Genomic DNA, 23,054 nt, shown 5'->3' with positions numbered 1-23,054 from the left:
GGGGCGGGACGTCGGCCGGTCCGACGTCCCGCCCCGGTTCGCGCGGCGCGGCTCAGGCCTCGCGCGGGGCGGTCGGGTGGCCGAAGCGGAACAGCGGGTCCGCGGTGTCGAAGGGCACGTCCTCGCGGGCGGCGTCGACGGCGGCGTCCGAGCGGGGCAGGTCGAACGGGAGCGAGCCGGTCAGCGGGGCGCGGCCGAACACCGCGTCCAGCACGACGTCGTCCGCCGCGCCGAACTCACCGACCAGCAGCGCCGCGTGGGGCGCCAGCGGGGTGAGCACGGCGGGGCGTTCCAGCTGGGCGACGACGGCGGTGGGGACGGCGTCGGCCAGGGCGGCGACGCGGGCCGCCTCGGCCGGCTCGAACTCCAGCGAGCCGCTGTGGAAGGCCTGCTCCAGCAGTCCCTCGCGCTTCTCGTACGGCGTGGCCAGGCGCAGCACCGCGACGTCGGCGTCCTCGGGGCGCTCGACGACGGTCCCGTAGCGGGCCGCCACCCCGGCGTCCACGCCCTCGACGTAGATCCGCCCGCCCGCCAGCGGTCCGCCGGCCAGCCGGACCAGCGAGCGGGTCTGCACCCGGCGGCCGAGTTCCCGGCCCTCGGGGGTGCCGACCAGCTCGACGGCGGCGTCCGCGTCCACGTACGGGTCGTCGAACAGGCCGAGGCGGAACTTGTCGCGCAGGATGCGGCGCACCGACTCGTCGAGGCGGGCCTCGGTGACGGCGCCGGAGCGGACCACGCCGAGGATCAGCTCGGGGTCGGTCTCGCCGCCGAGCTGGTCGGCCCCGGCGTGCAGGGTCATCGCGACCTGCTCGGGCACCGACAGCTCCTCGACGCCCCAGTGGCGCGGCGGCAGGCTGACGATGCCGGGGACGTCCATGCCGGTGATGGCGTTGAAGTCGGTGCAGACGACGCCGTCGAACCCGTACCTGCCGCGCAGCAGGCCGGTGATGACGTCATGGTTGAAGTTGGCGCCGACCTCGGCGAGCCCGGAGCCGGAGGGGATCGCGTAGGCGGGCATGATCTGCGCGGTGCCGGCCTCGAAGGCGGCCTCGAAGGGGCGCAGGTGCTGGTCCAGCGCGCCGCCCGGGTAGACCAGGCGCCGGCCGGCCGCGAAGTGCGAGTCCTCGCCCTTGTGCTGCGGGCCGCCGCCGGGGAAGTGCTTGGTCATGCAGGCGACACTGTGCGGGCCGACGGACTCGCCCTGCAGGCCGCGGATGTAGGCGGCGATGATCCGCGAGGCGCGCTCCGGGTCCTCGCCGAAGGTGCCGCTGATCCGGGACCAGCGGGGCTCGGTGGCCAGGTCGGCCATCGGGTGGATGGCGATCCGGATGCCGACGGCCCGCAGTTCGCGGCCGATCAGGGCGGCGTACTCCTCGACCAGGGCGGCGTCGTCGGTGGCGGCCAGGCCGATCGGCTCGGGGCCGGTGGAGAAGCCGCCGCCGGTGAAGGCGGTGGCGGGGTTGGAGACGAAGCCGTGCCGGGGGTCGGAGGCGAGGGTGACCGGGATGCCGAGGCGGCTCGCCGCGGCGAGATCCTGGACGTGGTTGTTCCACTCGGCCATCGTGCGGGCGTCGGGGACGGCCATCATGCCGAAGGCGGTGAGGCCGCGCTCGGTGATCAGGTGGGCGTTGGAGGGGAACGGGCCCTGGTCGCCGGGGAGCATCCGGCCGTGCAGCATCTGCGCGGCCTTCTCCTCCAGGGTCATCCGGGACAGCAGGTCCTCGACGCGCTCCTCGACGGGCAGCCGCGGGTCCTCGTAGGGCTCCATGGTGCCGTTGTGGTTGAGGTCGCGGAACGGCGTGCCGTCGGTGTGGTGCAGCACGGCCCTCATGCCGTCGCCCCGGCGGTCTCGGCGGCGCCGGCGGCGGCCTTGGCGCGGAAGGCCTCGATGGTCGCGGCGTCCACCCCGCAGTGGGCGAGCAGGCCCTCGGTGCCGCCGTAGCGGGCGTCGACCAGCTCCAGGAAGGCGGCCATCGCGCCGGCCGGGGCCTCCAGCAGCGGGCGGGGGACGGTCAGCGAGCCCGCGTTGTAGTCGTTCAGGGCGTTGCGGTTGCGCTCCGCCAGGCCCTCGAAGATCTGCGCCAGCGCCTCGGAGGTGCGGGCGTAGTCGGCGACGATCTCCTCGGCAGGGACCCCGAGCAGGTCGAGCAGCAGGGCGGTCAGCCAGCCGGTGCGGTCCTTGCCCGCGGCGCAGTGCACCAGCAGGCCGCCGGGGCGGGTGGCGGCCTCGACGGCGAGCTTGACCGCCTCCGGGGCGGACTCCACCATCAGCACGTAGAAGGCGCCGAGGTCCGCGTCGGTGACGATGTCCATGAGGGCCGCCTCCAGCTTCCCGTCGGTGGGCTGGACGCGGGCGGCGACCACCTCGATGCCGGCGGCCCGGGACTGCGCCCAGTCGGCGTCGTCCGCCTCGGCGGCGCCGCGCAGGTCGATGATCGTGCGGATGCCGGCGGCGTTCAGCTGCTCGACGATCGAGGCGTCGTCGGCCGGGAACGGCTGGGCCGAGCGGTGCAGCACGCCCGGGCGCACCCAGCGGCCCTCGGGGTCGGCGAGGGCGGCGGGGTCGCGGAAGTTGACCAGGGTCATGACGGGGCCTTTCGGTGCGGGAGAACGGGGGTGGGGAGAACGGGGGTGGGGGACGACTGCGGGGGTGGGACATCTAGACGTCTAGATGTCTACCTGCCGAGTGGGGCGCCGGGCAAGCGACGACGAGGTGAACTTCCGGACAACCGGGGACGGAAGGCGCCACCCGGCTCCGTAGGATCTGGCCCGTGGCGACGCACCGAACCGAGACCCCGCTGTACCGCCGGCTGGCCCGGCAGCTCCAGGAGCGCATCGACGCCGGGACGTACCCGGCGGGCTCCCGGCTGCCCAGCGAGCCGGAGCTGAGCGCCGAGTTCGGCGTCAACCGGCTGACCGTCCGGCAGGCGGTGGCCGAGCTGGAGCGGGCCGCGGTGCTGGAGATCCGGCGCGGCGTGGGGACCTTCGTGCGCCCGCCGGCGGTGCGGGTGTCGATCACCGTCGACCCGCGCAGCCAGCGCTTCGACCTCGGCAGCGTGCACACCGGGCTGCCACTCGGCGCGCAGGCGCCGGAGCAGGCGCAGGACGGCGAGTTCGTGGTGGCCGCGCCGCCGGTGACCGGGAGCCCGGAGGACGTCGAGGCGGCCCGTCAGCTGGGGCGCGACAGCGCGGAGCTGTCCCGGGTGGACACGGTGATCCGGCTCGGCGGCCGGCCCCGGGTGGTGAGCAGCTACTGGGTGCCGTCCGGACCGCTGCCGGCCGACCTGCTGCGGCCGGGCCGGCCCGGCAACATGGTGCTCGACCTGGCCCGGGCGGCCGGGGTGGAGCTGGAGTACGACTGGCGGGCGTTCGGCGCGGTCGGCGCGGACCTCGCCGACGCGGAACTGCTCGGGGTGCCGCCGGGCACGGCGCTGCTGGTCCGCGAGGGCGTCAGCTGCACGCCGGACGGCACGCCCGCGCTCTACCTGCGGCGGCGGATCGACGGCAGCAGCGCACGGTTCGTGCTGCACTACCGCGAGCCGGGCGGCGGATCCGGGCCGGCGCGGTAGGCGCTCACCGGACGGCCCCGGCCGCGGCCGCCCGGTCGAACGCCCCGAGCACGTCACGGAAGGCCGCCACCCAGTCGCGCAGCGCACGGACCTCCGCGCCCCCGACGATGCGCTGGCGGGTCATGCCCGCGAGCAGCGCCGCGAACGCCTGCGGCCGCAGGTCGACGGCCGGGTCCACGCCCAGCCGTTCGGCCGCGATCGTCACCGCCCGCTGCGAGAAGGCGTCGATCACGGTCAGCCCGAAGTCGTGCACGCTGCGGACCTCGATGAACCGGCGCCGCAGGGCCCGGCGCCGCACGCTGTGCTCGGCCGGCTCCTCCAACTCGCCGTCGGTGGTGGCCACCGCGTGGTCGAAGGCGGCCCAGAGGTCGAGCCCGGCGGGCGCGTCGGCGAAGGCGTCCAGGACGGCGGCGCCGAAGTCCATGCCGAACAGCAGCGCCTCCTTGCACTCGTAGTAGCGGAAGAAGGTGCGGTGGGCGATGTCGGCCCGCCGGCAGATCTGGTCCACCGTCGTGCTCTCGAAGCCCTGCTCCTCGAAGAGGTCGAGCCCCGCCGTGCGGATGGCCTGCCTGGTCCGCGCCCGCTTGCGGTCGCGCAGCCCGGGCTCCGCCACGGTGTCCGTCCCCTGCCCCTGCATCCTGCTCGCTCCTCGTCAACTGCTCTGCCGCGCACGGCCGTGGTGGTACCGAATCACGCCCGGCGTGGCCCGCTCAAGCCGCGCGCCAAGTCGTCGACATTTCGTCATCCGGAGTTTGCACAACTGCCAGTTGGCAGTTGTGCCACTTCCAAAAGGTGGTGTCCGGCGGCCACCGGTCCGGCTGCGCCCGCCGGTCTCCCCCCTCCCCCGTAGCCCCCGAATCCCCCCGAGGAATCATGAAGCGGCACACCCTCGTCCTGGCGTCCACGGTCTGCACGGCGGCCCTCGCCCTCACCGCCTCCGCCTGCTCCGCGTCCGACGACACGGTCTCCGGTGGCGGCGCGGCCACCGCCGCCGCCGAGGACGACGGCCCCGCCGTCGACGGCGGCACCCTGAGAATCGGCCTCGACCGCCCGTTCACCAGGCTCGACCCGGCCGAGACCACCCTCACCTCGATGCCGATGATGATCCTGGCCAACGCGCTCTACGACCCGCTGATGGTCAACGGCGACAACGGCGCCGTGCAGCCCTACCTGGCCAAGTCCTTCACCGCCGCCAACGCCGACGCCACCGCCTGGACGCTGGAGCTGCGCGAGGGCGTCACCTTCAGCGACGGCAAGCCGCTCGACGCCCAGGCCGTGGTCGACCACGTCAACCGGCTCGCCAAGCCCGAGGCCAAGTGCTCCTGCGCCACCGACGCCGCCACCATCGGTGCCATGACGGTGAACTCCCCGACCTCCCTCGGCTTCGCCCTCAAGTCCCCCAACGCCACCTTCCCCGGCCTGTTCACCCGCTCCCTCGGCTACGTCTCGCAGGCCCCCGCCGGCGCCGACACCCCCGCCGGCGGCTCCGGCCCGTACACGGTGGACAGCGTGCAGCCGGGCGTCTCCGTCACCCTCAACCGCAACCCCTCCTACTGGGGCGCCAAGGGCCACGCCGACAAGCTGGTCTACAAGGTCCTGCCGGACGCCGACAGCCGCTACCAGTCGCTGCGCTCCGGCGACGCCGACGCCATCTGGGCCGAGACCCCCGCCCAGCTCAAGCAGGCCGCCACCGACGGCCTGCGGGTGGCCGCCGGGCCCGGCGCCACCTCCACCGTGATCTTCAACACCAAGGTCGCGCCGTTCGACGACCCGAAGGTGCGCAAGGCGCTGCAGCTCGCCGTGGACCGCTCGGCCGTGGAGAAGGTCGTCTACCTCGACCAGGGCAAGGTCTCGGACGGCCCGATCGGCTCCGCCTCCCCCTACCGGGCCGCCGGCGGCACCTCCGGCTACCCCGCGCACGACCCGGCCAAGGCGCGCGCCCTGCTCGCCGAGGCGGGCCACTCCGACCTCTCCTTCGAGTACCTCGTCGACAGCCGCCCCGAGGGCCAGCAGCGGGCCACCGTGCTCCAGCAGATGTTCGCCGAGGCCGGGGTGAAGATGACCATCAAGCCGCTGGACCCGGCGGGCCTGGGCACCGCGATGTTCCAGCGCAAGTACCAGGTGATGGACTTCGTCACCAGCATGTTCGGCGACACCGACACCGCCATGGCCAGCCTCTACGTGCCCGACGGCCCGTACAACTTCACCGGCTGGAACAGCCCGAAGGCCGGCCAGGCGATCGCCGCCGGGCGCGCCACCGTCGACCCGGCCGAGCGCGCCCGCTCCTACCAGGAGGCCGCGCAGGAGGTCGTCGACGACGCCCCGATGCTCTTCCTGACCGAGAACAAGACCGGCCTGCTGGCCTCCACCAGGATCGGCGGCCTGCCCGACGTCTCCAAGCGGACCGTCGTCAACGTCTCGCCCGCCTCGCTGTGGGTGAAGAAGTGACGCCCACCGCCCTCCGCACCGCGGGACGCACCGCCGGACGGCTCGCACGGGCCGCCGCGGTGCTCCTGCTGGTCACCGTCGCGGCGCTCTCCCTGCCGCACCTGATGCCCGGCTCCCCCGCCCTCGCCGCGCTCGGCCCCACCGCCACCCCGGAGCAGGTCACCGCCTACGAGGCCAAGCTCGGCCTGGACGAGAACGTGCTCGCCGCCACCTGGCGCTGGATCGGCGACGCCCTCCAGGGCGACCTCGGCCACTCGCTCTCCACCGGCGTCTCGGTCACCACCGAGCTCGCCGACCGGATCCCGGTCACCCTCGAACTGTTCATCGCCGCCCAGGTGGTGGCGCTCGGCCTGGCCCTGCCGGTCGCGCTCTGGTCGGCCTGGCGGCCGGGCGGCGCCGTCGACCGGATCGCCACCGCCGGCGCCTTCGTCTGGCTGGCCGTGCCCGGCTTCGTCCTCGGCCTGCTGCTGATCTGGCTCACCGCCGTCCAGCTGCGGATCCTGCCGGCCACCGGCTGGACCCCGTTCACCGAGGACCCGCTGGAGAACCTGCGCCACCTGGTGCTGCCCGCGCTCACCCTCGGCCTCACCGAGGCCGCCGTCTTCACCCGCACCCTGCGCGGCCAGCTGCTCGACACCCTCGACCAGACCTACGTCGCCGCCGCCCGCAGCCGCGGCATGGGCACCGTGCGGCTGCTGCTGCGCCGGGCGCTGCGGCCCTCCTCGCTGCCGCTGGTCACCCTGGTCGGCATCGGCATCGGGACCTCGCTCGGCGGCTCGGTGCTCGTCGAGACGCTGTTCGCGGTGCCCGGCGTCGGCACCTGGGTCTCCGGGGCGATCAACGGCCGCGACTTCCCGGTGGTGCAGGGGGTGGTGGTGGTCAGCGCCGTCGCCGTGGTGGCGGCCACCTTCGCCGTGGACCTGCTGTACCGCACGATCGACCCGAGGATCGCCGATGAGCGCCGCTGAGACCGTCCCCGCCCCCGCCGCCGCGGCCCCGCGCAGGAAGGCGGCGCGCCGCCGCCCCTCCGCCGGGGTCCTGGCCGCCGGCACCTGGCTGGCCGTCGTCGCGCTCGCCGCCCTGCTGCTCCCGCTGCTGCCCGGCTTCGACCCGCTGCACGGCGACTTCGCCAACCCCGCCGCCGCCCCCGGCCCCGGCCACTGGCTGGGCACCGACGCCGCCGGGCGCGACGTCCTGCAGCGGACCGTGGCCGGCGCCCGTGCCTCCTTCACCGTCGCCGGGCTGACCATCGCCGTCGGCCTGCTCGGCGGCGGGGCGCTCGGCGTCGCGGCCGGCTGGTTCCGCGGGCCGGTGGACAAGCTGATCGGCTTCGCCACCGACCTGCTGATGTCCGTGCCCACCCTGATCCTGGTGATGATCACGGTCTCGCTGCGCGGGCCCGGCCTGACCCTGATCGGCTCGCTGATCGGCCTGTTCACCGTGCCGCACTTCACCCGGGTGGTGCGCGCCGTCGTGCTGTCGCTCAGCGAGCGCGGCTTCGTCCAGGCCGCCCGGATGATCGGCACCGCTCCGCTGCGGATCCTGGGCCGCGAGGTGGTCCCGCACGTCGCGCCCGCCGCGCTCACCTTCGCGTTCACCGCCACCACGGTCGCCATCGTCGCCGAGGGCTCGCTCAGCTTCCTCGGCTTCGGGCTGCGCCCGCCGGAGCCGTCCTGGGGCGGCATCATCGCCGAGGGCCGGACCACCCTCGGCAGCGCCCCGTGGATCTCGCTCGCCCCGGCGGCAGTGCTCTGCCTCACCGTCCTCGCCCTCAACTACCTGGGCGAGAAGCTCCGTTCGAAGGGAGGGCGAGGATGACCAGCCCGGTTCTGGAGGTCCGTTCGCTCGACACCACCCTGCACACCCCCGACGGCCGGGCGCTGCACGTGCTGCACGGCATCGACCTGACCATCGACGCCGGCGAGTGCCTCGGCGTCGTCGGCGAGTCCGGCTCCGGGAAGTCCGTGCTGGCCCGCACCGTGCTCGGCGTCCACCCGCGCACCACCCGGGCCACCGCCACCGGCGAGGTGCTGCTGAACGGCGAGGACCTGCTCACCGCCGGCGCCGCCCGGCGCGCCGAACTGCTCGGCACCGGCGTCGCCATGGTCCACCAGGACCCGATGACCTCGCTCAACCCGGTCGTCCGGATCGCCGACCAGGTCACCGAGTCGCTCACCAACCGGCGCCGCATCCCGCGCCGCGAGCGGCTGCGCACGGCCGCCGAACTGCTCGCCGCCGTCGACGTCCCCGACCCGGCCCGCCGGGCCCGCGCCTACCCGCACGAGCTGTCCGGCGGCCTGCGCCAGCGCGTCGGCATCGCCGCCGCACTGGCCGGCTCCCCCGCCCTGCTGCTCGCCGACGAGCCCACCACCGCCCTGGACGTCACCGTCCAGCGCACCGTGCTCGACCTGCTCGACCGCCACCGCGAGACCCGGGGCCTGGCCACCCTGCTGATCACCCACGACATCGGCCTGCTCTACGGCCGCGCCCGGCGGATCGCCGTGATGTACGGCGGACGGGTCGTCGAGACCGGCCCCACCGAGGCGGTCACCGAGAACCCCGCCCACCCGTACACCGCCGCGCTGCTGCGCTCGGTGCCCCGGGTCACCGGGCCGCTGCGCCGCACCCTGCCCGCCGTGGCCGGCTCGCCGCCGGACCTCTCCAAGCCCATCCCCGGCTGCCCGTTCGCGCCCCGCTGCGAGCGCGCCGAGGCGGTCTGCTCGACGGACGCGCCGCCGCTGCACCGGGCCGGGGCCGGGCACACCGCCGCCTGCCACTTCCCGCTCACGCCGTCGGCCGCGCTGCCGGCGAAGGCCGAGGAGACCGCCGCATGACCCCCACCCCCGCCCCGGACGCCGACACCCCCGTGGTGCTGCGGGCCACCGGGCTGTCCGTGGTCCACCGCACCCGCTCCGGGCCGCTGCACGCCGTCAGCGGCGTCGACGTGGAGCTGCGCGAACGCCGCACCCTCGCCCTGGTCGGCGAGTCCGGCTCCGGCAAGAGCAGCATCGCCAAGGCCCTGCTCCGGCTGCCCCCGCCCACCACCGGCACCGTCACCCTGGACGGCACCGACCTCGCCGCGCTCGCCCCGCGCGCGCTGCGGGCCCTGCGCCCCCGGATGCAGATGGTGTTCCAGGACCCGGTCTCCTCGCTCAACCCGCGCCGCACCGTGCGCGACCTGGTCGCCGAACCGCTGGACGCCCACCGGGACCCGTCGGTCGACCGCGAGGCCGTGGTCGAGCAGCAGCTGGAGGCCGTCGGCCTGCCGGCCGCGCTGTTCGGCGACCGCCGGCCCGCCCAGCTCTCCGGCGGCCAGGCCCAGCGGGTCGCCATCGCCCGCGCGCTCGCCGCCGGGCCGCGGGTGCTGATCGCCGACGAGGCCGTCTCGGCCCTGGACGTCTCCGCCCAGGCCACCGTGCTCAACCTGCTGCGCCGGCTCACCGAGGAACGCGGCCTGGCGAGCCTGTTCATCTCGCACGACCTCGGCGTGGTCCGCGCGGTCAGCGACGACGTCGCGGTGCTCCACCTCGGCCGGCTCTGCGAACAGGGCCCCACCGAGGAGGTGCTCGCCGCCCCCGCCCACCCCTACACCGCCGCCCTGCTGGCCGCCGTCCCCGAGCCCGGCCGCCCGCTCGGCGACACCGGCCTGCTGCCCGCCGACCCGCCGTCCCCGCTCGACCCGCCCTCCGGCTGCCGGTTCCGCACCCGCTGCCCGTTCGCCGACGACCGGTGCGCGAGCGAGGTGCCGGCGCTGCGGGAGGTCTCGCCCGGGCGACGGGTCGCCTGCCACCGGCCGCTGACGCCGCAGCAGCCGGGCGCCGCCGTGGACGCCGCAGCGGCCGGGGCGCCGACCGGATAGCATGCCCGGGCTGGGCAGCCGGCAGCCCGACCGACGGCGGAACGCACCGGCTGACCAGGCAAGGAGCCGATCGGCGGGCACGCCGGCCGGCCGGACCACACCGACGGACCGGGCGGGACACGACGACATGACGGTGGCCAACGGAAGCGGCGCCCCCGACATCCCCAACGAGCTGGCCCACCACTGCCTGGACCTGCTCACCGACGTCTCCCGCACCGGCCGCCTGCTGCGCCGCGCCGAACTGGAGCGGCTGCGCGACCTCGGCGAGCGCGGCGCCGAGGCCGGCCACGGCCTGCGCGACCTCGTCGGCGCCTGCCTCGGCGCCACCCGCGCCGCCTGGCAGACCCTCCCCGGCCTCACCTCCGCCACCGCCGCGGAGCTGCGGCGCACCGGTGACGCCCTGCTGGCGGGCATCCAGGCCGCCCTGGGCGCCCTCGCCGAGGGCCACGAACGCGCCCAGCGGATGGCCGTGCGGCAGGAGGAGGCCAACCGGCGCGAGCTGGTCAACGACCTGCTGCACGGCCGCTCCGACCTCGGCCGGCTCGCCGAGCGCGCCGAGCGGTTCGGCCTGCGGCTGGCCGCCGGGTACACCGTCGCGGTCGCCGTCGCCGCCGAGCCCTACCTGGAGGGCGCGCCCGCCGCGCACCGGGTGCTGCGCGAACTGACCGGCCGTTACGACGACCGCACCCTGCTGCTGGCCGCCCGCGACGGACGGCTGGTCTGCATCGCCTCCGACGGCGAACAGACCGTGCTGACCGCCTTCACCGAGCTGGCCCTGCGGCCCGGCCCCGGGTACCCGCCCGCGCAGCGGGTGGCGACCGGCCGGCGGCACGCCGGCACCGGCGGCATCGTCCGCAGCTACGAGGAGGCGCTCGCCACCCTGGAGTACGCGCAGCGCCTGGAGCTGCCGGCGCAGCGGCTGCGCGCCGAGGAACTGCTGGTCTTCCCGGTGCTGATGCGCGACCGGGCCGCGATGGCCGACCTGGTCACCACCGTGCTGGGCCCGCTCACCGCCGCGCGCGGCGGCGCCCGTCCGCTGCTGGAGACCATCACCGTCCAGGCGGAGGCCGGGTACGTGAACGCGGAGACCGCGCGGCGGCTCGGCCTGAGCGTGCGGGCGCTCGGCTACCGTCTGGAGCGCATCCGCGATCTCACCGGCTACGACCCCGCGGACGCGCTGCACCGCTACACCCTGGAGACCGCCGTGATGGGCGCCCGGCTGCTCGACTGGCCGGCTCAGCCGCTCTGACCGGGACGTTGCGTCTTGAACGTTTCAGCGGGCCCTGCGTTGCGTCGGGTTTCCGGATATTTTCCGGTGTCAAAGCACCGACAAGATTGCCAGGTCCTGGCAGTGTGCGGACGCTTTCGTCCTGACAGGATCACCACGGCGCCCGGGGGGTCCGGCGCCCGGAGGAAAGTCGGGGGGAACGGGCGGATGCGGGGGGAATTCAAGGCCGCGCCGGGCTTTCCGACCCTGGTGGTGACCGCCGAGTACTGGATGCTGGCCCTGCTCAGCGGCCTCGGAGCCGACGCCGTGTCCGGGGGGCACGGCGTCGTCCGGCCCACCGGCACCCGGAACGGGGGGCGTGGCGTCGGTCCTCACACCGACGCCGCGCCCGGGGAGCTTCCCGACGACCTGCCCGGTGACCTCCTCGCTTCCGAACCCTTCCCCCTGGTCGGCCGCGCCTGCGTGGTCCTCCCGGGCGGCGCCGGAGCCCACTCCGGCTGGGCCGAGACCACGACCGACGACGGTTCTCCCGCCCTGCTCGCCGTCCGCACCCCGCCCGGTGACCCCGCCGTCCCGGCCGGGCGCACCGCCCTGCTGCACGCCCACGACCCGGCCACCGGCGTCTTCTTCATCACCCCCCTCGACCTCGGCGTCCTCTTCAGCTGAGCCCGCCTCCCGCCGGGCCGGCCGTCCGGCCGGGGCGGGGGTCAGCGCCGGGCGGGGGTCAGCGCCGGGCGGCGGCGAGGAGGGCGGGGACGGTGGGGAGTTTGACGCGGGGCCGGCCGGTGGCCTCGCCGCGGGCGCGTTCGGCGCGGTCGATGGCGCGCAGCTGGCGCAGGCCGAGCGCGTCGGGGCGGCGGGCGCGGACCAGCCGCTCGAAGGACCTGCGGTCACCGGCGGGCACCGGCAGGACGCCCGCGACGGCGTCGTCCAGCAGGGCGTGGACGGTCTCCTCGGCACAGGCGCGGTTGGCGCCGATGCCGCCGGAGGGGCCGCGTTTGGCCCAGCCGACCAGGTAGCTGCCGGGCAGCGGGCGCCCGCTCGCCGGGTCGACGATCCGCCCGCCGGTGTGCGGCACGGTGCCGGCGGCCTCGTCGAAGGGCAGCCCGGGGACGGGCACGCCGCGGTGGCCGATGGAGCGGACCACCAGGGCCGTGCGCAGCAGTTCGCCGCTGCCGGCCAGGCGGACCGCCTCGACCCGGCCGTCGCCGAGGAAGCGCTCGGGCGCGGCGTGGAAGCGCAGCACGATCCGCCGGCCGGGCCGGGGCGGCGCGGCGCCGTCCAGGCGCTCGCGCGGGAGGCCGGCGAGCAGTCCGGTGGCGGCGGCCTCGGGGTCGTCGTCCACCACGACGTCCACGCCCGGCAGCCGGGTGAGGGCGAGGAACTCCGGCGGGCTCCAGGCGGCGTGCTCGGGCCCGCGCCGGGCGACCAGGACGACCTCGTGGACCGGGCTGCGGCGCAGGGCGGCGAGCGCGTGGTCGGCGATGTCGGTGGCGGCGAGCCGGTCGGGGTCGGTGAGCAGGATCCGCGCGATGTCGACCGCGACGTTGCCGTTGCCGATCACCACCGCCCGTCCGGCGCCCGGCCCCGGCCCGGCGTCGAGGGCGACCGCGTCGGCCGGCACCGTGGGTTCGGCGTTGTACCAGCGGACGAAGGTGGTGGCCGGCAGGCTGCCGGGCAGGTCCTCGCCGGGCACGCCGAGCCGGCGGTCGGCGGCGGCGCCGACCGCGTAGACCACCGCGTGGTGGTGGGCGGCGAGTTCGGCGTGACCGAGGTCGGTGCCGACCTCGACGTTGAGGTGGAGCCGCAGCCGCGGGTCGTGGAGGACGGACGCGAAGCTCTCGGCGATCCGCTTGGTGGACTGGTGGTCCGGGGCGACCCCGTACCGCAGCAGCCCGCCGGTCACCGGCAGCCGGTCGATCATGGTGACCTCGGCGCCGGTGGAGCGCAGCAGCGCCTGCGCGGTGTAGCTCGCGGACGGCCCGGTGCCGACGACGGCGACCCGCAGCGGGCCGGCCCCGAGGTCGAGGCCGGCGGGCAGGCTGCGGGGGAAGACCGGCGCGCCCCAGGCGTGGTCGGCGGGGTGGTCGCGGAACCAGTCGCGGTTGAGCGCGCCGTAGACGGCGTCGGGCCCCGTCAGCCGGTCGACCGGGAAGACCGCGTCGACCGGGCAGGCGTCCGCGCAGGCGCCGCAGTCGATGCAGGCGGCCGGGTCGATGTACAGCATGTCGGTGCGGCCGAAGTCCGGCTCGTCCGGGGTGGGGTGGATGCAGTTGACGGGGCAGACGGACACGCACGAGGCGTCGTTGCAGCAGGTACGGGTGATCGCGTAGGCCATGACGGGGGTGGGGTCCTCGCTGCGGGGGGTCGGGGGCGGGGAAGGGCCGGTCAGAGCATGTGGATGCGCCGGTAGATCTTCGCCGCGGCGCCGGTGAGCAGGCCGTTCTCGGCGAGGAACGCCATCAGGTGGCGGCTGCTGGTGCGCATCATGGCGCGCCGGTGCTCGCTGGCCCGGGCCTCGGCGAGCGCCCGGCCGACGTCCAGCCCGGCGGCCCGGTACACGGACGGGTGCACCATGCTGGTGACGATGACGTAGGCGCCGGCCGCGATGCCGAAGGCGGCGTTGCGGCGGCGCAGCGGGCCGGCGCCGCGCAGCCGTTCGCGGATCTCCTGGCGGGCGAACTTCATGTGCCGGGACTCCTCGACCACGTGGATCCGGGACGTCCCGCGGACGATGTCGAGGACGTCCTCGCCGCGCATCCAGTCGCGCTGCATGACGTCCAGTACCTCCTCGGCCACCAGGATGCCGCCGTAGGCGAGTTCGCCCCGGGCGAGCGACTTGTAGGCGCGTCCGGCCTGGGCGATCAGCCGGTTGGGCCGGTACTGGGGGACGCCCATCCGCTCGCAGGCGCGGGCGAACATGATCGAGTGGCGGCACTCGTCGGCGATCTCGGTGAGGGCGAAGCGGAACTCGGCGCCGGTGGGGTCCTTGAGGTACTGGTCGCGCAGCACCATCTGCTGCAGGATCATCTCGAACCAGATGCCGGTGGTCATGATCGAGCCGACCTCGTGGCGGGTGAGGGTGACCCGCTGCTCCTCGGTCATCTCCGTCCAGAGCGCGGTGCCGTAGAGGGTGCTCCACTCCGGGTTGAGCCCGTAGTGCCCGGGCGGGAGCGGGGCGTCCCAGTCGATCTCGACGGCCGGGTCGTAGGAGAGGAGCGCGGCGGAGTCGAGGAGCCGCCTGGAGACGTCGTCGTCGGCCGCGGTGTGGGTCCGGGTGGGGTTGCGTTCCGCCGGGTGAGCCATGGCTGCCTCCGTCAGGTGCGTGGCCTGCGCGGGAACCCGCACGCCCCGCTTATTGACGGAGATTACAATAAGAGCGGGTGTCCGAGAACCCCCCGCGCGCGGCCTCGTCGTCCCGCGCCCTCGACCGGCGCGCAGACTCGACGACCGGCGCGCACCGCCCGCCCGCACGCCGTCCGGGACTGGCGGGCCCGCCCGGCCGGGGGATGATGGAGGGGTCGCGGCAGCGAACCCGCGGACGGAGAGGAGCGGACCGGATGGACACGGCGGACGCCCTGTACCGCGGCCGATCCCCCTTCGTCGTCAACGCCATGGGCGCCCTGCTCGACGCGGACGGCCGCATCGTCCGCTGGACCCCGGAGGCGGAACGGCTGCTCGCCCTCGGCGCCGCACAGGTCCACGGCCGGCCCGTGCACGACCTGCTCGCCGACCCCGCGGAATGGCCGGCGATGTCCGAGCTCAGCGCGGAGCAGCGGAACGAGGGCTGGTCCGGCGAGGCGGTGGTGCGCTCCGGCCGGGGCGAGCGGCTCGCGCTCTCCTACCAGGTGCTGCCGCTGAACGCGCCCGAGGCCAGCGACCCCCCGGGGCCGGTCACCGGCACCCCCCGCTACTTCGTGCTCGCCGCCCCCACCCCGCTGATCGCCCGTTCGCGCCAGGACCAGGCCTTCACCCGCGAGCTGTTCCTCCAGGACCGGGTCGGCCTGGCCGTCTTCGACGAGCGGCTGCGCCTGGTCCGCACCAACACCCATCTGCTCCCCTACAGCGGACTGCCGCCGGACCTGCGCGGGCGGCGGCTCGGCGACTTCCTCCAGCCCCAGGACGCCGCCGCCGTCGAACGCGGGCTGCGCGACGTGCTGCGCACCGGCCGGCCGCTGATCGGCGCGGAGGAGATCGTCCGCACCATCGAGGACCCGGCGGGCGGTGCGGTGATGGCGATCTCCGCGTTCCGGCTGGCGGCCCCGGACGGCCAGGTGATCGGGGTGACCGCGCTGTTCACCGACGTCACCGAGCTGCACCGGTCCGGCGAACGGCTCGCCCTGCTGCACCGGGCCACCGCGGCCGTCGGCGGCTCGCTGTCGGTCACCGGGACGGTGGAGGAGCTGGCCGCCGTCCTCGCCGCGCCGCCGCCGGCGGCCCCCGGGGGCGGGGCGGAGGCGGACGGCGGGGCGGCGCCGGGGCTCGCCGACCTGGTGGTGATCGACGTCGCCGAGGCCGTGTTCACCGGCGCGGAGCCGTCGCCGGGACGCGACGGCCGGGTACCGCTGCGCCGCGCCGCCGTCGCGGCCGCCGGGCCGGGCGGCCGGGGGGCGCCGGAGCCCCCGCCCGCCGGGGTGACCGTGCACGCCGACCCCGGCGAGCAGACCGCGCACACCGACGTCCCCCCGTCGATGACCGTCCCGCTGCGGGCCGGCGGCAGCCTGCTCGGCCGGGTGAGCGTCCACCGCGCGCCGCACCGGCCGCCGTACCTGCCGGCCGACCTGGAGCTGCTGCGCGAGATCGCCGACCGCGCCGCCCTGGCCCTGGACAACGCCCGCCGCTACGCGCGCGAGCACCGCGCCGCCGTCGGGCTGCAGCGCAGCCTGCTGCCGCCCTCGCAGGCCGAGACCACCGCGGTCTCCACCGCCAGCGTCTACCTGCCGACCGACACGGCGAGCGGGATCGGCGGCGACTGGTTCGACGTCATCCCGCTGTCCTCCGCCCGGGTCGCGCTGGTCGCGGGGGACGTGGTCGGCCACGGGCTCGCCGCCAGCGCCACCATGGGGCGGCTGCGCACCGCCGTCCGGACGCTCGCCGACCTCGACCTGGAGCCGGACGAGCTGCTGGTCCACCTCGACGACCTGGTGGCCCAGTTGATGGTGGAGGCGGAACGGCCGGAGGAGGACGAGGACGGCCTCGACCCGGGCCCCGGGGCCGCGGCCGCCCTGCGGCCCCCGGTGAGCCACGGGGTGTGGAGCGACGCCGGGCACGACACCCCGGACGAGCAGCAGACCGTGCCCTTCGGCGCCACCTGCGTGTACGCGGTGTACGACCCGGTCTCGCGGCGCTGCGCGGTGGCCTCGGCCGGGCACCCGCCGCCGGCCGTCGCGGCGCCGGACGGCCGGGTGACCTACGTGTCCCTGCGCCCGGGGCCGCCGCTCGGCGTGAGCGGGCTGCCGTTCGAGGTGACCGAGGTGGAACTGGAGCCCGGCAGCCTGCTCGCGCTGTACACCGACGGGCTGCTCCTCGGGTACGCGGACGACCTGGACGAGGGCATGGACGAGCTCGCCCACCGGCTCGCCGCCGCGGCCTCCCCGCCGGACGGCGCCGTCCCGCCGGCCGGGCCGGCGCTGCGGGAGCTCGGGCGGGACCTCGTCGCCGACCTCCCGGCCCACCGGCTCACCGACGACGTCACCCTGCTGCTGGCCCGCACCCGGGAGGTGCCGCCGGAGGCCACCGCGGGCTGGACGCTGGACGCCGACCCGGCGGCCGTCGCCCGGGTGCGGGAGGCGGCCACCGCCCAGCTGCTGGCCTGGGGGCTGGAGGAGCTGGCGTTCACCACCGAACTGGTGCTCAGCGAGCTGGTCACCAACGCGATCCGCTACGCGGGCGGCCCGGTCGGCGTCCGCCTGATCCGCGCCGAACGGCTCACCTGCGAGGTCTCCGACCCCAGCGCCACCCAGCCCCGGATGCGCCGGGCCCGCCTCACCGACGAGGGCGGCCGCGGCCTCTACCTGGTGGCCCAGCTCACCACCCGCTGGGGCAGCCGCTACACCCGCCAGGGCAAGACCATCTGGGCCGAGCAGGACCTCCCGCCCGCCTGACGCCCGGACACGCCCCCGTTCCGACCAATGCGGGGCGATTCGGACTCTCCACCGGTGTGATTGGTGCTCTGATCTGCCAACTCATCTCTTAAGGAGAGACATGCGTACTCGTACCGCGCTCGCCGCCGGTGTCCTCGCGGCCGCCGCCCTGCTGGCCGGCGGCGGGACCGCCGTCGCCGACTCCGTCGCCGAGGGCGTGGCCGCCAACTCCCCCGGCGTCCTGTCCGGCAACCAGATCCAGATCCCGGTCCACATCCCGGTGAACGTCTGCGGCAACTCGATCAACATCATCGGCCTGCTCAACCCGGCCTTCGGCAACACCTGCATCAACAAGTAGCACCCCGGCACACCGCGACGCGGGTCCGCCCTCCCGGGCGGGCCCGCGTCCTGCCGTCCGCGCCGCACGTCACAGAACGGCGGGCCGTTCCGTCCGGCGACCGGTACCGCTTCGAAGGGGCGGAAACCGGCGTGAGCAAGGCCGAGGAGGCCGAGGAGCCGCGGCCGCCGCTGTTCCCGATCGCCTACCGGATCCTGGGCAGCGCGGCCGAGGCCGAGGAGGCCGCCCAGGAGGCCCGGCCGCGCCACGACGCCTCGTCCACCCGGCCGGAGTCGGTCACGGCGTTCCCGTCCACCACGGTCGGGCGGGCCCGCCGCGCCGGGTCGTGGCCCCCGCTCAGGCCGGCGGTCCAGTGCGGGCCGACCAGGAGCTCGCCGAGGCGCTCGATGTCGGCGGCCATGTCGATGTCCGGGTCGAGCAGCCACTGGAGCTGGATGCCGTCGGCGGCGGCGATGAAGATCCGGGCGAGCCAGGCCGCGTCCACGGCGGCGGGGTCGTCGACGCCCTGCTCGATGCGCTCGGCGAGCCGGATCCGGAACCGCTCGTAGCGCTGTTCGAAGAAGTCGCGCGCCGGGTGGTCGGGCTCGGCGGCCGCCGCCGCGAGGTCGACGAAGAGCTTCACCAGCCCCGGGGTGGACGCGTTGTGCCGCAGGACCGCCGAGTGCGGCGGCTCGGTGCTCCCGGACCCGGGGCCGAAGCGGTCCTCGGCCGCCGCGTCCCGGGCCTCCAGGACGGCCGTGAGCAGGGCCTCCTTGCTGCCGAAGTGGTGCATCACACCGGCGTAGGTCATCCCGACCCGCTGGGCGATGTCGCGCAGCGAGACATGACGGCTGCCGGCCTCCGCGTAGGCGGCGAGGGCGGCGTCGATGATCTGCTGCCGCTTCGCCGAGGTCTTGGCGTACGGCCCCCGAGGCTTGCTCATGGGGCGGAGTCTACCGGCCGCGACACAAAAACAGATCAGCGCCAGGTTTTCACCGGCGAAAGCATTGTGCTGTCAGGTTTTCGTGCTTATGGTGAGGCCACCCCCGCCTCCCGGGCGGCGGAACGCACCACGGAAGAGAGACCCGGCATGACCAGCTCGCCGATCACCCCCCTGCCCGAGGGCTTCCTCTGGGGCGCCTCCACCTCCGCCCACCAGACCGAGGGCGGGAACACCAACAGCGACTGGTGGCCGATGGAGCGCAGCGCGGGCGCGGGCGGCCACCTCCAGGAGCGCAGCGGCGACGCCTGCGACAGCTACCACCGCTGGCGCGAGGACATGGACCTGCTCGCCGGACTCGGCTTCACCGACTACCGGTTCAGCATCGAGTGGGCCCGCATCGAGCCCGAACCGGGCGTGTTCTCCCGCGCCGCCCTCGCCCACTACCGCCGGATGGTGGAGGGCGCCCGGGAGCGCGGCCTGCGGCCGATGGTGACCCTGCACCACTTCACCTCGCCGCGCTGGTTCGCCGATCGCGGCGGCTGGAGCGCCCCGGACTCCGGCGAGCTGTTCGCCCGCTACGCCGAGGCCGCGGCCCCCGTCTACGCCGACGGCGTGGACCACGTCTGCACCGTCAACGAGCCCAACATGATCGCCGTCATGGCGCCGCTGCTCGACCTGATGCTCGGCCGCGTCTCCGCCGCCGAGCTGGCGATCCCCCCGGCCGGCCTGCCGATGCCGGGCGCGCAGGTCACCGAGGCCCTGGTCCGGGCCCACCGGCTGGCCGTCGAGGCGGTCAAGTCCCGCGCGCCGCACGTGCGCACCGGCTGGTCGGTGGCCAGCCAGGTGAGCCACGCGCTGCCCGGCGTCGAGGGCGCCGAGGAGGCCCGCGCCGCCTACCTGCGCCCGCGCGAGGACGTCTTCCTGGAGGCCGCCCGCGGCGACGACTGGCTCGGCGTGCAGTCCTACACCCGCACCCTGATCGGGGCCGACGGCCCGCTCCCGGTCCCGGAGGACGCCGAACGCACCATCAAGGGCTGGGAGTTCTACCCCGCCGCGCTCGGCGACGCGCTGCGCCACACCGCCGCCACCGCGCCCGGCGTGCCGCTGATCGTCACCGAGAACGGCATCGCCACCGCCGACGACACCCGCCGCGTCGCCTACACCGCGGGCGCCCTGGAGGGCATGGCCGCCGCGATGGCCGACGGGGTCGACGTGCGCGGCTACTTCCACTGGAGCGCCCTGGACAACTACGAGTGGGGCAGCTTCGCCCCCACCTTCGGCCTGATCGCGGTGGACCGGGAGACCTTCGTCCGCACCCCCAAGCCGTCCGCCGCCTGGCTGGGCGCCGCCGGCCGCAACCGGGTGCTGCCCGTCGCCGGGGCCTGATCCGCACCGCCACCGCGACCCCCCGACCCGAAGGAGCCCGACCATGACCGACCGGACCCACCACCCCGCCCTGACGACCGCGCAGCAGGCCGCGCTGACCTCCGGCGGCGACTTCTGGCACACCCGTGCCCTGCCCGAGGCCGGCGTCGAGGGCATCATGCTCACCGACGGCCCGCACGGCCTGCGCAAGCAGCCCGAGGACGGCGACGCCCTCGGCATCGGCAGCAGCGAGCCCTCCACCTGCTACCCGCCGGCCTGCGCCCTCGGCTCCTCCTGGGACCCGGCGCTCGCCGAGCGGATCGGGCGGGCCATCGCCCTGGAGGCCGTCGCCAAGAACGTCTCGGTCGTCCTCGGCCCCGGCGTCAACATCAAGCGCTCCCCGCTCGGCGGGCGCAACTTCGAGTACCTCTCCGAGGACCCGCTGCTCACCGCCCGGATCGGCGCCGCCCTGGTGAACGGCGTGCAGTCCCGGGGCGTCGGCACCTCGCTCAAGCACTTCGCCGTCAACAACCAGGAGACCGACCGGTTCCGGGTGAGCGCCAACGTCGACGAGCGCACCCTGCGCGAGATCTACCTGCCCGCCTTCGAGCACATCGTCACCACCGCCCGCCCGACCACCGTGATGGCCGCCTACAACACGGTCAACGGCGTCCCGGCCGCCCGCAACCACTGGCTGCTGACCGAACTGCTGCGCGGCGAATGGGGCTTCGACGGCGTCGTGGTCAGCGACTGGGGCGCGGTCGCCGACCGGGTCGCCTCGCTCGCCGCCGGACTCGACCTGGAGATGCCGCCCTCCGGCCGGGAGGCCCTGGTCGTCGCGGCCGTCGAGGACGGCTCGCTCGACCCGGCCGCCCTGGACACCGCCGCCCGGCGGGTGCTGGACCTGCTGGCGCGCACCGCCGCCGCCCGGGTGCCCGGCGGCGGCTACGACGAGGACGAGCACCACGCACTGGCCGTCGCCGCCGCCGCGCAGTGCGCCGTGCTGCTCAAGAACGACGGCGGACTACTGCCGCTCGACCCCGACGGCTCCGCGAGGGTCGCCGTCGTCGGCGAGTTCGCCCGCACCCCGCGGTTCCAGGGCGGCGGCAGCTCGCACGTCGTGCCCACCCGCCTGGAGAGCGCGCTGGACGCGATCCGCGCGACCGTCACCGACCCGGAGCGGATCCGCTTCGCCCCCGGCTTCACCCTCGACGGCGCCGCCGACCCGGCGCTGGTCGCCGAGGCCGTCGAGGCCGTGCGGGCCGCCCGCCACGCGGTGCTCTTCCTCGGCCTGCCCGAGACCCACGAGTCCGAGGGCTACGACCGCACCGACATCGACCTGCCCGCCGACCAGCTCGCCCTGCTCGACGCCGTCACCACCGCCGCCGCGGCCTGCGGCACCGACGTCACCGTGGTCCTCTCCAACGGCGCGCCGGTGCGGCTCACCCCGTGGCAGGACCGGGTCGGGGCGGTCCTGGAGGGCTGGCTGCTCGGCCAGGCCGGCGGCACGGCGCTGGCCCGGCTGCTGTTCGGGCTCGACAACCCCTCGGGCCGGCTCGCCGAGACGATCCCGCTGCGGCTGGAGGACAACCCCAGCCACCTCCACTTCCCCGGCGCCGACGGCCAGGTCCACTACGGCGAGGGCCTGTTCGTCGGGTACCGCTACTACGACACCCTCGGCGTGCCGGTCGCCCACCCCTTCGGCCACGGCCTGAGCTACACCACCTTCGGCTACGACGGCCTGGAGGTGACGCCCGCCGGGGACAACCGTTTCGACGTCTCGTTCACGGTCACCAACACCGGCACCCGGGCCGGCGCCGAGGTCGCCCAGCTGTACGTGCACGAGCGCGCCCCGCGGCTGCGCCGCCCCGAGCACGAGCTGAAGGGCTTCGCCAAGGTCCGCCTGGAGCCCGGCGAGAGCACCCGGGTGACCATCGCGCTGGACGAGCGCTCCTTCGCCCACTGGTCGGTGCGCGACCACCGCTGGCGGGTCGAGGGCGGGGAGTTCGAGCTGCGGATCGGCGCCTCCTCGCGGGACGTCCGGCTGCGCGCCGCGGTCGAGTGCGCCGCCGACGGCCACCGCCCCGTGCTCACCGCGGAGTCCACCGTCGGCGACTGGCTGGCCGACCCGGTCGGCGCGCAGATCATCGGCGCGGCGATGCGGGCGATGGCGGACTCGGTCGGCATCGACACCGACGACCCGCTCACCGCCGCGATGGGCGCGAGCCTCCCGATCGGCCGCATCCCGGCGTTCGTGAGCAGCGTGACGCCCGAGGACATCGACCGGCTGGTCGCCGCCCACCGCGAGCCGACCGCCCGGGGCTGAGCGGCCCGCTCACCGGTGCGGCCGGTCCCGGTCCGGCCACACCTCGATGTGGTCGTCCTCCAGGACCAGCCGCACCCGGTGCGCCAGGCCCAGCGACTCGGTGAACTCCCTCGGCAGCTGGAGCCGGCCGACCCGGTCCAGGACGGTGTACTCCTGCGCCGCGAGCGCCCCGTCCGCGCCGGTGGCGTCGGTGCGGCGCAGCACCTCGGTGGCGGTGCGGCCGTCCCGGATCCGCACCGTGCGGCGGACCTGGTCGGCCACCAGGGCGTCATGGGTGACGATCAGCACGGTGGTGCCCAGCTCGCCGTTGGCGGTGCGCAGGGCGCCGAAGATCTCCTCCGAGGTGGCGGTGTCCAGCTCGCCGGTGGGCTCGTCGGCGAGCAGCAGCCGGGGTTCGTTGGCGAGCGCGACCGCGATCGCCACCCGTTGCTGCTCGCCGCCGGAGAGCGCGGCGGGGGTGCGGTCGGCGGCCGCGGCGATGCCCATGAGGTCGAGCAGTTCCCCGGCCCGGGCGGCCCGCCGGCGGCGCGGCACGCCCGCGTAGCCCATCGGCAGCTGCACGTTCTCCCGGGCTGTCAGGTACGGCAGCAGGTTGGCGGCGGTCTGCTGCTGGATCGTCCCGACGGTGCGGCGCCGGTAGGCGGTGCGCGCACGCCCCTTGAGCGTGCCCAGGTCGGTGCCGGCCACCTCGGCGGTGCCGGCGCTGGGGCTGTCCAGGCCGGCCAGGATCCCCAGCAGGGTGGACTTCCCGGAGCCCGACGCGCCCACCAGGGCGAGCAGTTCGCCCTCCCGCACGGCCAGGTCGAGCCCCTGGAGGGCCTGCACCTCGACGCCGTCGCGGCCCCGGGTGCCGGTGCGGAAGATCCGCACCAGGTTCTCGCAGAGCACCATGGGCC

The 23,054-nt window shown here is 75.6% G+C and carries 19 protein-coding genes; 12 read left to right on the top strand and 7 right to left on the bottom strand.

Going from position 1 to position 23,054, the window contains the following annotated elements; genetic code table 11:
• Positions 1–52: 52 nt before the first annotated feature.
• Both ACFVVL_RS29210 and ACFVVL_RS29205 read right to left on the bottom strand, forming a co-directional pair.
• On the bottom strand, positions 53–1,831 hold the full coding sequence (locus ACFVVL_RS29210) for a glycoside hydrolase family 3 protein (RefSeq protein ID WP_387680468.1): 1,779 nt from the start codon (positions 1,829–1,831) through the stop codon (positions 53–55).
• On the bottom strand, positions 1,828–2,586 hold the full coding sequence (locus ACFVVL_RS29205) for a tyrosine-protein phosphatase (RefSeq protein WP_387680465.1): 759 nt from the start codon (positions 2,584–2,586) through the stop codon (positions 1,828–1,830). Before ACFVVL_RS29205 ends, ACFVVL_RS29210 begins: the two co-directional genes overlap by 4 nt.
• Before the next feature lie 185 nt (positions 2,587–2,771).
• Here ACFVVL_RS29205 and ACFVVL_RS29200 point away from each other — a divergent pair, with 185 nt between their 5' ends.
• Positions 2,772–3,569 (top strand): GntR family transcriptional regulator, encoded by a 798-nt coding sequence (locus ACFVVL_RS29200; protein WP_380287568.1) that lies wholly within the window; start codon positions 2,772–2,774, stop codon positions 3,567–3,569.
• A gap of 4 nt (positions 3,570–3,573) precedes the next feature.
• Here the strand turns inward: ACFVVL_RS29200 and ACFVVL_RS29195 are convergent, their stop codons facing one another.
• Positions 3,574–4,206 (bottom strand): TetR family transcriptional regulator, encoded by a 633-nt coding sequence (locus ACFVVL_RS29195; protein WP_380287569.1) that lies wholly within the window; start codon positions 4,204–4,206, stop codon positions 3,574–3,576.
• Between the two features lie 236 nt (positions 4,207–4,442).
• Between ACFVVL_RS29195 and ACFVVL_RS29190 the strand changes: the two genes are divergently transcribed.
• The 7 genes from ACFVVL_RS29190 to ACFVVL_RS29160 all read left to right on the top strand — a co-directional run bounded on the left by ACFVVL_RS29190 (position 4,443) and on the right by ACFVVL_RS29160 (position 11,770).
• Complete coding sequence (locus tag ACFVVL_RS29190) at positions 4,443–6,017, top strand: ABC transporter substrate-binding protein (RefSeq protein ID WP_387680462.1); 1,575 nt, start codon at positions 4,443–4,445, stop codon at positions 6,015–6,017.
• Positions 6,014–6,985 carry an ABC transporter permease gene (locus ACFVVL_RS29185; protein ID WP_387680459.1) on the top strand — a complete coding sequence of 324 codons (972 nt, stop codon included), beginning with the start codon at positions 6,014–6,016 and terminating at the stop codon, positions 6,983–6,985. Before ACFVVL_RS29190 ends, ACFVVL_RS29185 begins: the two co-directional genes overlap by 4 nt.
• A complete protein-coding gene (locus ACFVVL_RS29180; protein WP_387680456.1) occupies positions 6,972–7,835 on the top strand; it encodes an ABC transporter permease in 864 nt (287 codons plus the stop codon). The genes ACFVVL_RS29185 and ACFVVL_RS29180 overlap by 14 nt, the downstream gene beginning before the upstream one ends.
• On the top strand, positions 7,832–8,851 hold the full coding sequence (locus ACFVVL_RS29175) for an ABC transporter ATP-binding protein (protein WP_387680453.1): 1,020 nt from the start codon (positions 7,832–7,834) through the stop codon (positions 8,849–8,851). The genes ACFVVL_RS29180 and ACFVVL_RS29175 overlap by 4 nt, the downstream gene beginning before the upstream one ends.
• On the top strand, positions 8,848–9,876 hold the full coding sequence (locus tag ACFVVL_RS29170; protein ID WP_387680450.1) for an ABC transporter ATP-binding protein: 1,029 nt from the start codon (positions 8,848–8,850) through the stop codon (positions 9,874–9,876). The genes ACFVVL_RS29175 and ACFVVL_RS29170 overlap by 4 nt, the downstream gene beginning before the upstream one ends.
• Positions 9,877–10,003: 127 nt before the next feature.
• Positions 10,004–11,125 (top strand): PucR family transcriptional regulator, encoded by a 1,122-nt coding sequence (locus ACFVVL_RS29165; RefSeq protein WP_380287575.1) that lies wholly within the window; start codon positions 10,004–10,006, stop codon positions 11,123–11,125.
• A gap of 186 nt (positions 11,126–11,311) precedes the next feature.
• Positions 11,312–11,770: a hypothetical protein gene (locus ACFVVL_RS29160; protein WP_387680447.1), complete on the top strand. Its 459-nt coding sequence runs from the start codon at positions 11,312–11,314 to the stop codon at positions 11,768–11,770.
• Between the two features lie 58 nt (positions 11,771–11,828).
• Here ACFVVL_RS29160 and ACFVVL_RS29155 read toward each other — a convergent pair whose 3' ends face one another.
• Together ACFVVL_RS29155 and ACFVVL_RS29150 are read right to left on the bottom strand one after the other, a co-directional pair.
• Positions 11,829–13,442 (bottom strand): FAD-dependent oxidoreductase, encoded by a 1,614-nt coding sequence (locus tag ACFVVL_RS29155; protein WP_387680444.1) that lies wholly within the window; start codon positions 13,440–13,442, stop codon positions 11,829–11,831.
• 50 nt (positions 13,443–13,492) lie between these two features.
• The gene (locus ACFVVL_RS29150) at positions 13,493–14,410 is read right to left on the bottom strand and encodes a diiron oxygenase (protein WP_380287578.1); all 918 of its coding nucleotides are present in this window, start codon (positions 14,408–14,410) and stop codon (positions 13,493–13,495) included.
• Between the two features lie 254 nt (positions 14,411–14,664).
• On the opposite strand from ACFVVL_RS29150, the gene ACFVVL_RS29145 reads away from it, so the two are divergent.
• Together ACFVVL_RS29145 and ACFVVL_RS29140 are read left to right on the top strand one after the other, a co-directional pair.
• Positions 14,665–17,208, top strand: coding sequence for a SpoIIE family protein phosphatase (locus ACFVVL_RS29145; RefSeq protein ID WP_387680442.1), 2,544 nt, complete (start codon positions 14,665–14,667; stop codon positions 17,206–17,208).
• Positions 17,209–17,308: 100 nt separating this feature from the next.
• On the top strand, positions 17,309–17,545 hold the full coding sequence (locus ACFVVL_RS29140; protein WP_380287631.1) for a chaplin: 237 nt from the start codon (positions 17,309–17,311) through the stop codon (positions 17,543–17,545).
• Positions 17,546–17,729: 184 nt separating this feature from the next.
• On the opposite strand, the gene ACFVVL_RS29135 is transcribed toward ACFVVL_RS29140, so the two are convergent.
• Positions 17,730–18,467, bottom strand: a complete 738-nt coding sequence (locus ACFVVL_RS29135; RefSeq protein ID WP_387680439.1) for a TetR/AcrR family transcriptional regulator — start codon at positions 18,465–18,467, stop codon at positions 17,730–17,732.
• A 147-nt stretch (positions 18,468–18,614) separates the two neighbouring features.
• Between ACFVVL_RS29135 and ACFVVL_RS29130 the strand changes: the two genes are divergently transcribed.
• Positions 18,615–19,853: a glycoside hydrolase family 1 protein gene (locus ACFVVL_RS29130; protein ID WP_380287580.1), complete on the top strand. Its 1,239-nt coding sequence runs from the start codon at positions 18,615–18,617 to the stop codon at positions 19,851–19,853.
• A 43-nt stretch (positions 19,854–19,896) separates the two neighbouring features.
• The gene (locus tag ACFVVL_RS29125) at positions 19,897–22,158 is read left to right on the top strand and encodes a glycoside hydrolase family 3 C-terminal domain-containing protein (protein WP_387680436.1); all 2,262 of its coding nucleotides are present in this window, start codon (positions 19,897–19,899) and stop codon (positions 22,156–22,158) included.
• Positions 22,159–22,167: 9 nt separating this feature from the next.
• Here the strand turns inward: ACFVVL_RS29125 and ACFVVL_RS29120 are convergent, their stop codons facing one another.
• Positions 22,168–23,049: an ABC transporter ATP-binding protein gene (locus ACFVVL_RS29120; RefSeq protein WP_387680478.1), complete on the bottom strand. Its 882-nt coding sequence runs from the start codon at positions 23,047–23,049 to the stop codon at positions 22,168–22,170.
• Positions 23,050–23,054 lie beyond the last annotated feature (5 nt).

The sequence above is a fragment of the Kitasatospora sp. NPDC058115 genome (assembly GCF_042884635.1).
In the GTDB taxonomy this organism is placed as follows: Bacteria; Actinomycetota; Actinomycetes; order Streptomycetales; family Streptomycetaceae; genus Kitasatospora.
This window is presented reverse-complemented; position numbering and strand designations above follow the sequence as displayed.

What these genes read in the sequence shown, in the direction of transcription:
- ACFVVL_RS29210 (WP_387680468.1), bottom strand. Translation starts at nt 1,831, where the DNA reads ATGAGGGCCGTGCTGCACCACACCGACGGCACGCCGTTCCGCGACCTC.
- ACFVVL_RS29205 (WP_387680465.1), bottom strand. Translation starts at nt 2,586, where the DNA reads ATGACCCTGGTCAACTTCCGCGACCCCGCCGCCCTCGCCGACCCCGAG.
- ACFVVL_RS29195 (WP_380287569.1), bottom strand. Translation starts at nt 4,206, where the DNA reads ATGCAGGGGCAGGGGACGGACACCGTGGCGGAGCCCGGGCTGCGCGAC.
- ACFVVL_RS29190 (WP_387680462.1), top strand. Translation starts at nt 4,443, where the DNA reads ATGAAGCGGCACACCCTCGTCCTGGCGTCCACGGTCTGCACGGCGGCC.
- ACFVVL_RS29180 (WP_387680456.1), top strand. Translation starts at nt 6,972, where the DNA reads ATGAGCGCCGCTGAGACCGTCCCCGCCCCCGCCGCCGCGGCCCCGCGC.
- ACFVVL_RS29175 (WP_387680453.1), top strand. Translation starts at nt 7,832, where the DNA reads ATGACCAGCCCGGTTCTGGAGGTCCGTTCGCTCGACACCACCCTGCAC.
- ACFVVL_RS29170 (WP_387680450.1), top strand. Translation starts at nt 8,848, where the DNA reads ATGACCCCCACCCCCGCCCCGGACGCCGACACCCCCGTGGTGCTGCGG.
- ACFVVL_RS29165 (WP_380287575.1), top strand. Translation starts at nt 10,004, where the DNA reads ATGACGGTGGCCAACGGAAGCGGCGCCCCCGACATCCCCAACGAGCTG.
- ACFVVL_RS29160 (WP_387680447.1), top strand. Translation starts at nt 11,312, where the DNA reads ATGCGGGGGGAATTCAAGGCCGCGCCGGGCTTTCCGACCCTGGTGGTG.
- ACFVVL_RS29155 (WP_387680444.1), bottom strand. Translation starts at nt 13,442, where the DNA reads ATGGCCTACGCGATCACCCGTACCTGCTGCAACGACGCCTCGTGCGTG.
- ACFVVL_RS29150 (WP_380287578.1), bottom strand. Translation starts at nt 14,410, where the DNA reads ATGGCTCACCCGGCGGAACGCAACCCCACCCGGACCCACACCGCGGCC.
- ACFVVL_RS29145 (WP_387680442.1), top strand. Translation starts at nt 14,665, where the DNA reads ATGGACACGGCGGACGCCCTGTACCGCGGCCGATCCCCCTTCGTCGTC.
- ACFVVL_RS29140 (WP_380287631.1), top strand. Translation starts at nt 17,309, where the DNA reads ATGCGTACTCGTACCGCGCTCGCCGCCGGTGTCCTCGCGGCCGCCGCC.
- ACFVVL_RS29135 (WP_387680439.1), bottom strand. Translation starts at nt 18,467, where the DNA reads ATGAGCAAGCCTCGGGGGCCGTACGCCAAGACCTCGGCGAAGCGGCAG.
- ACFVVL_RS29130 (WP_380287580.1), top strand. Translation starts at nt 18,615, where the DNA reads ATGACCAGCTCGCCGATCACCCCCCTGCCCGAGGGCTTCCTCTGGGGC.
- ACFVVL_RS29125 (WP_387680436.1), top strand. Translation starts at nt 19,897, where the DNA reads ATGACCGACCGGACCCACCACCCCGCCCTGACGACCGCGCAGCAGGCC.
- ACFVVL_RS29120 (WP_387680478.1), bottom strand. Translation starts at nt 23,049, where the DNA reads ATGGTGCTCTGCGAGAACCTGGTGCGGATCTTCCGCACCGGCACCCGG.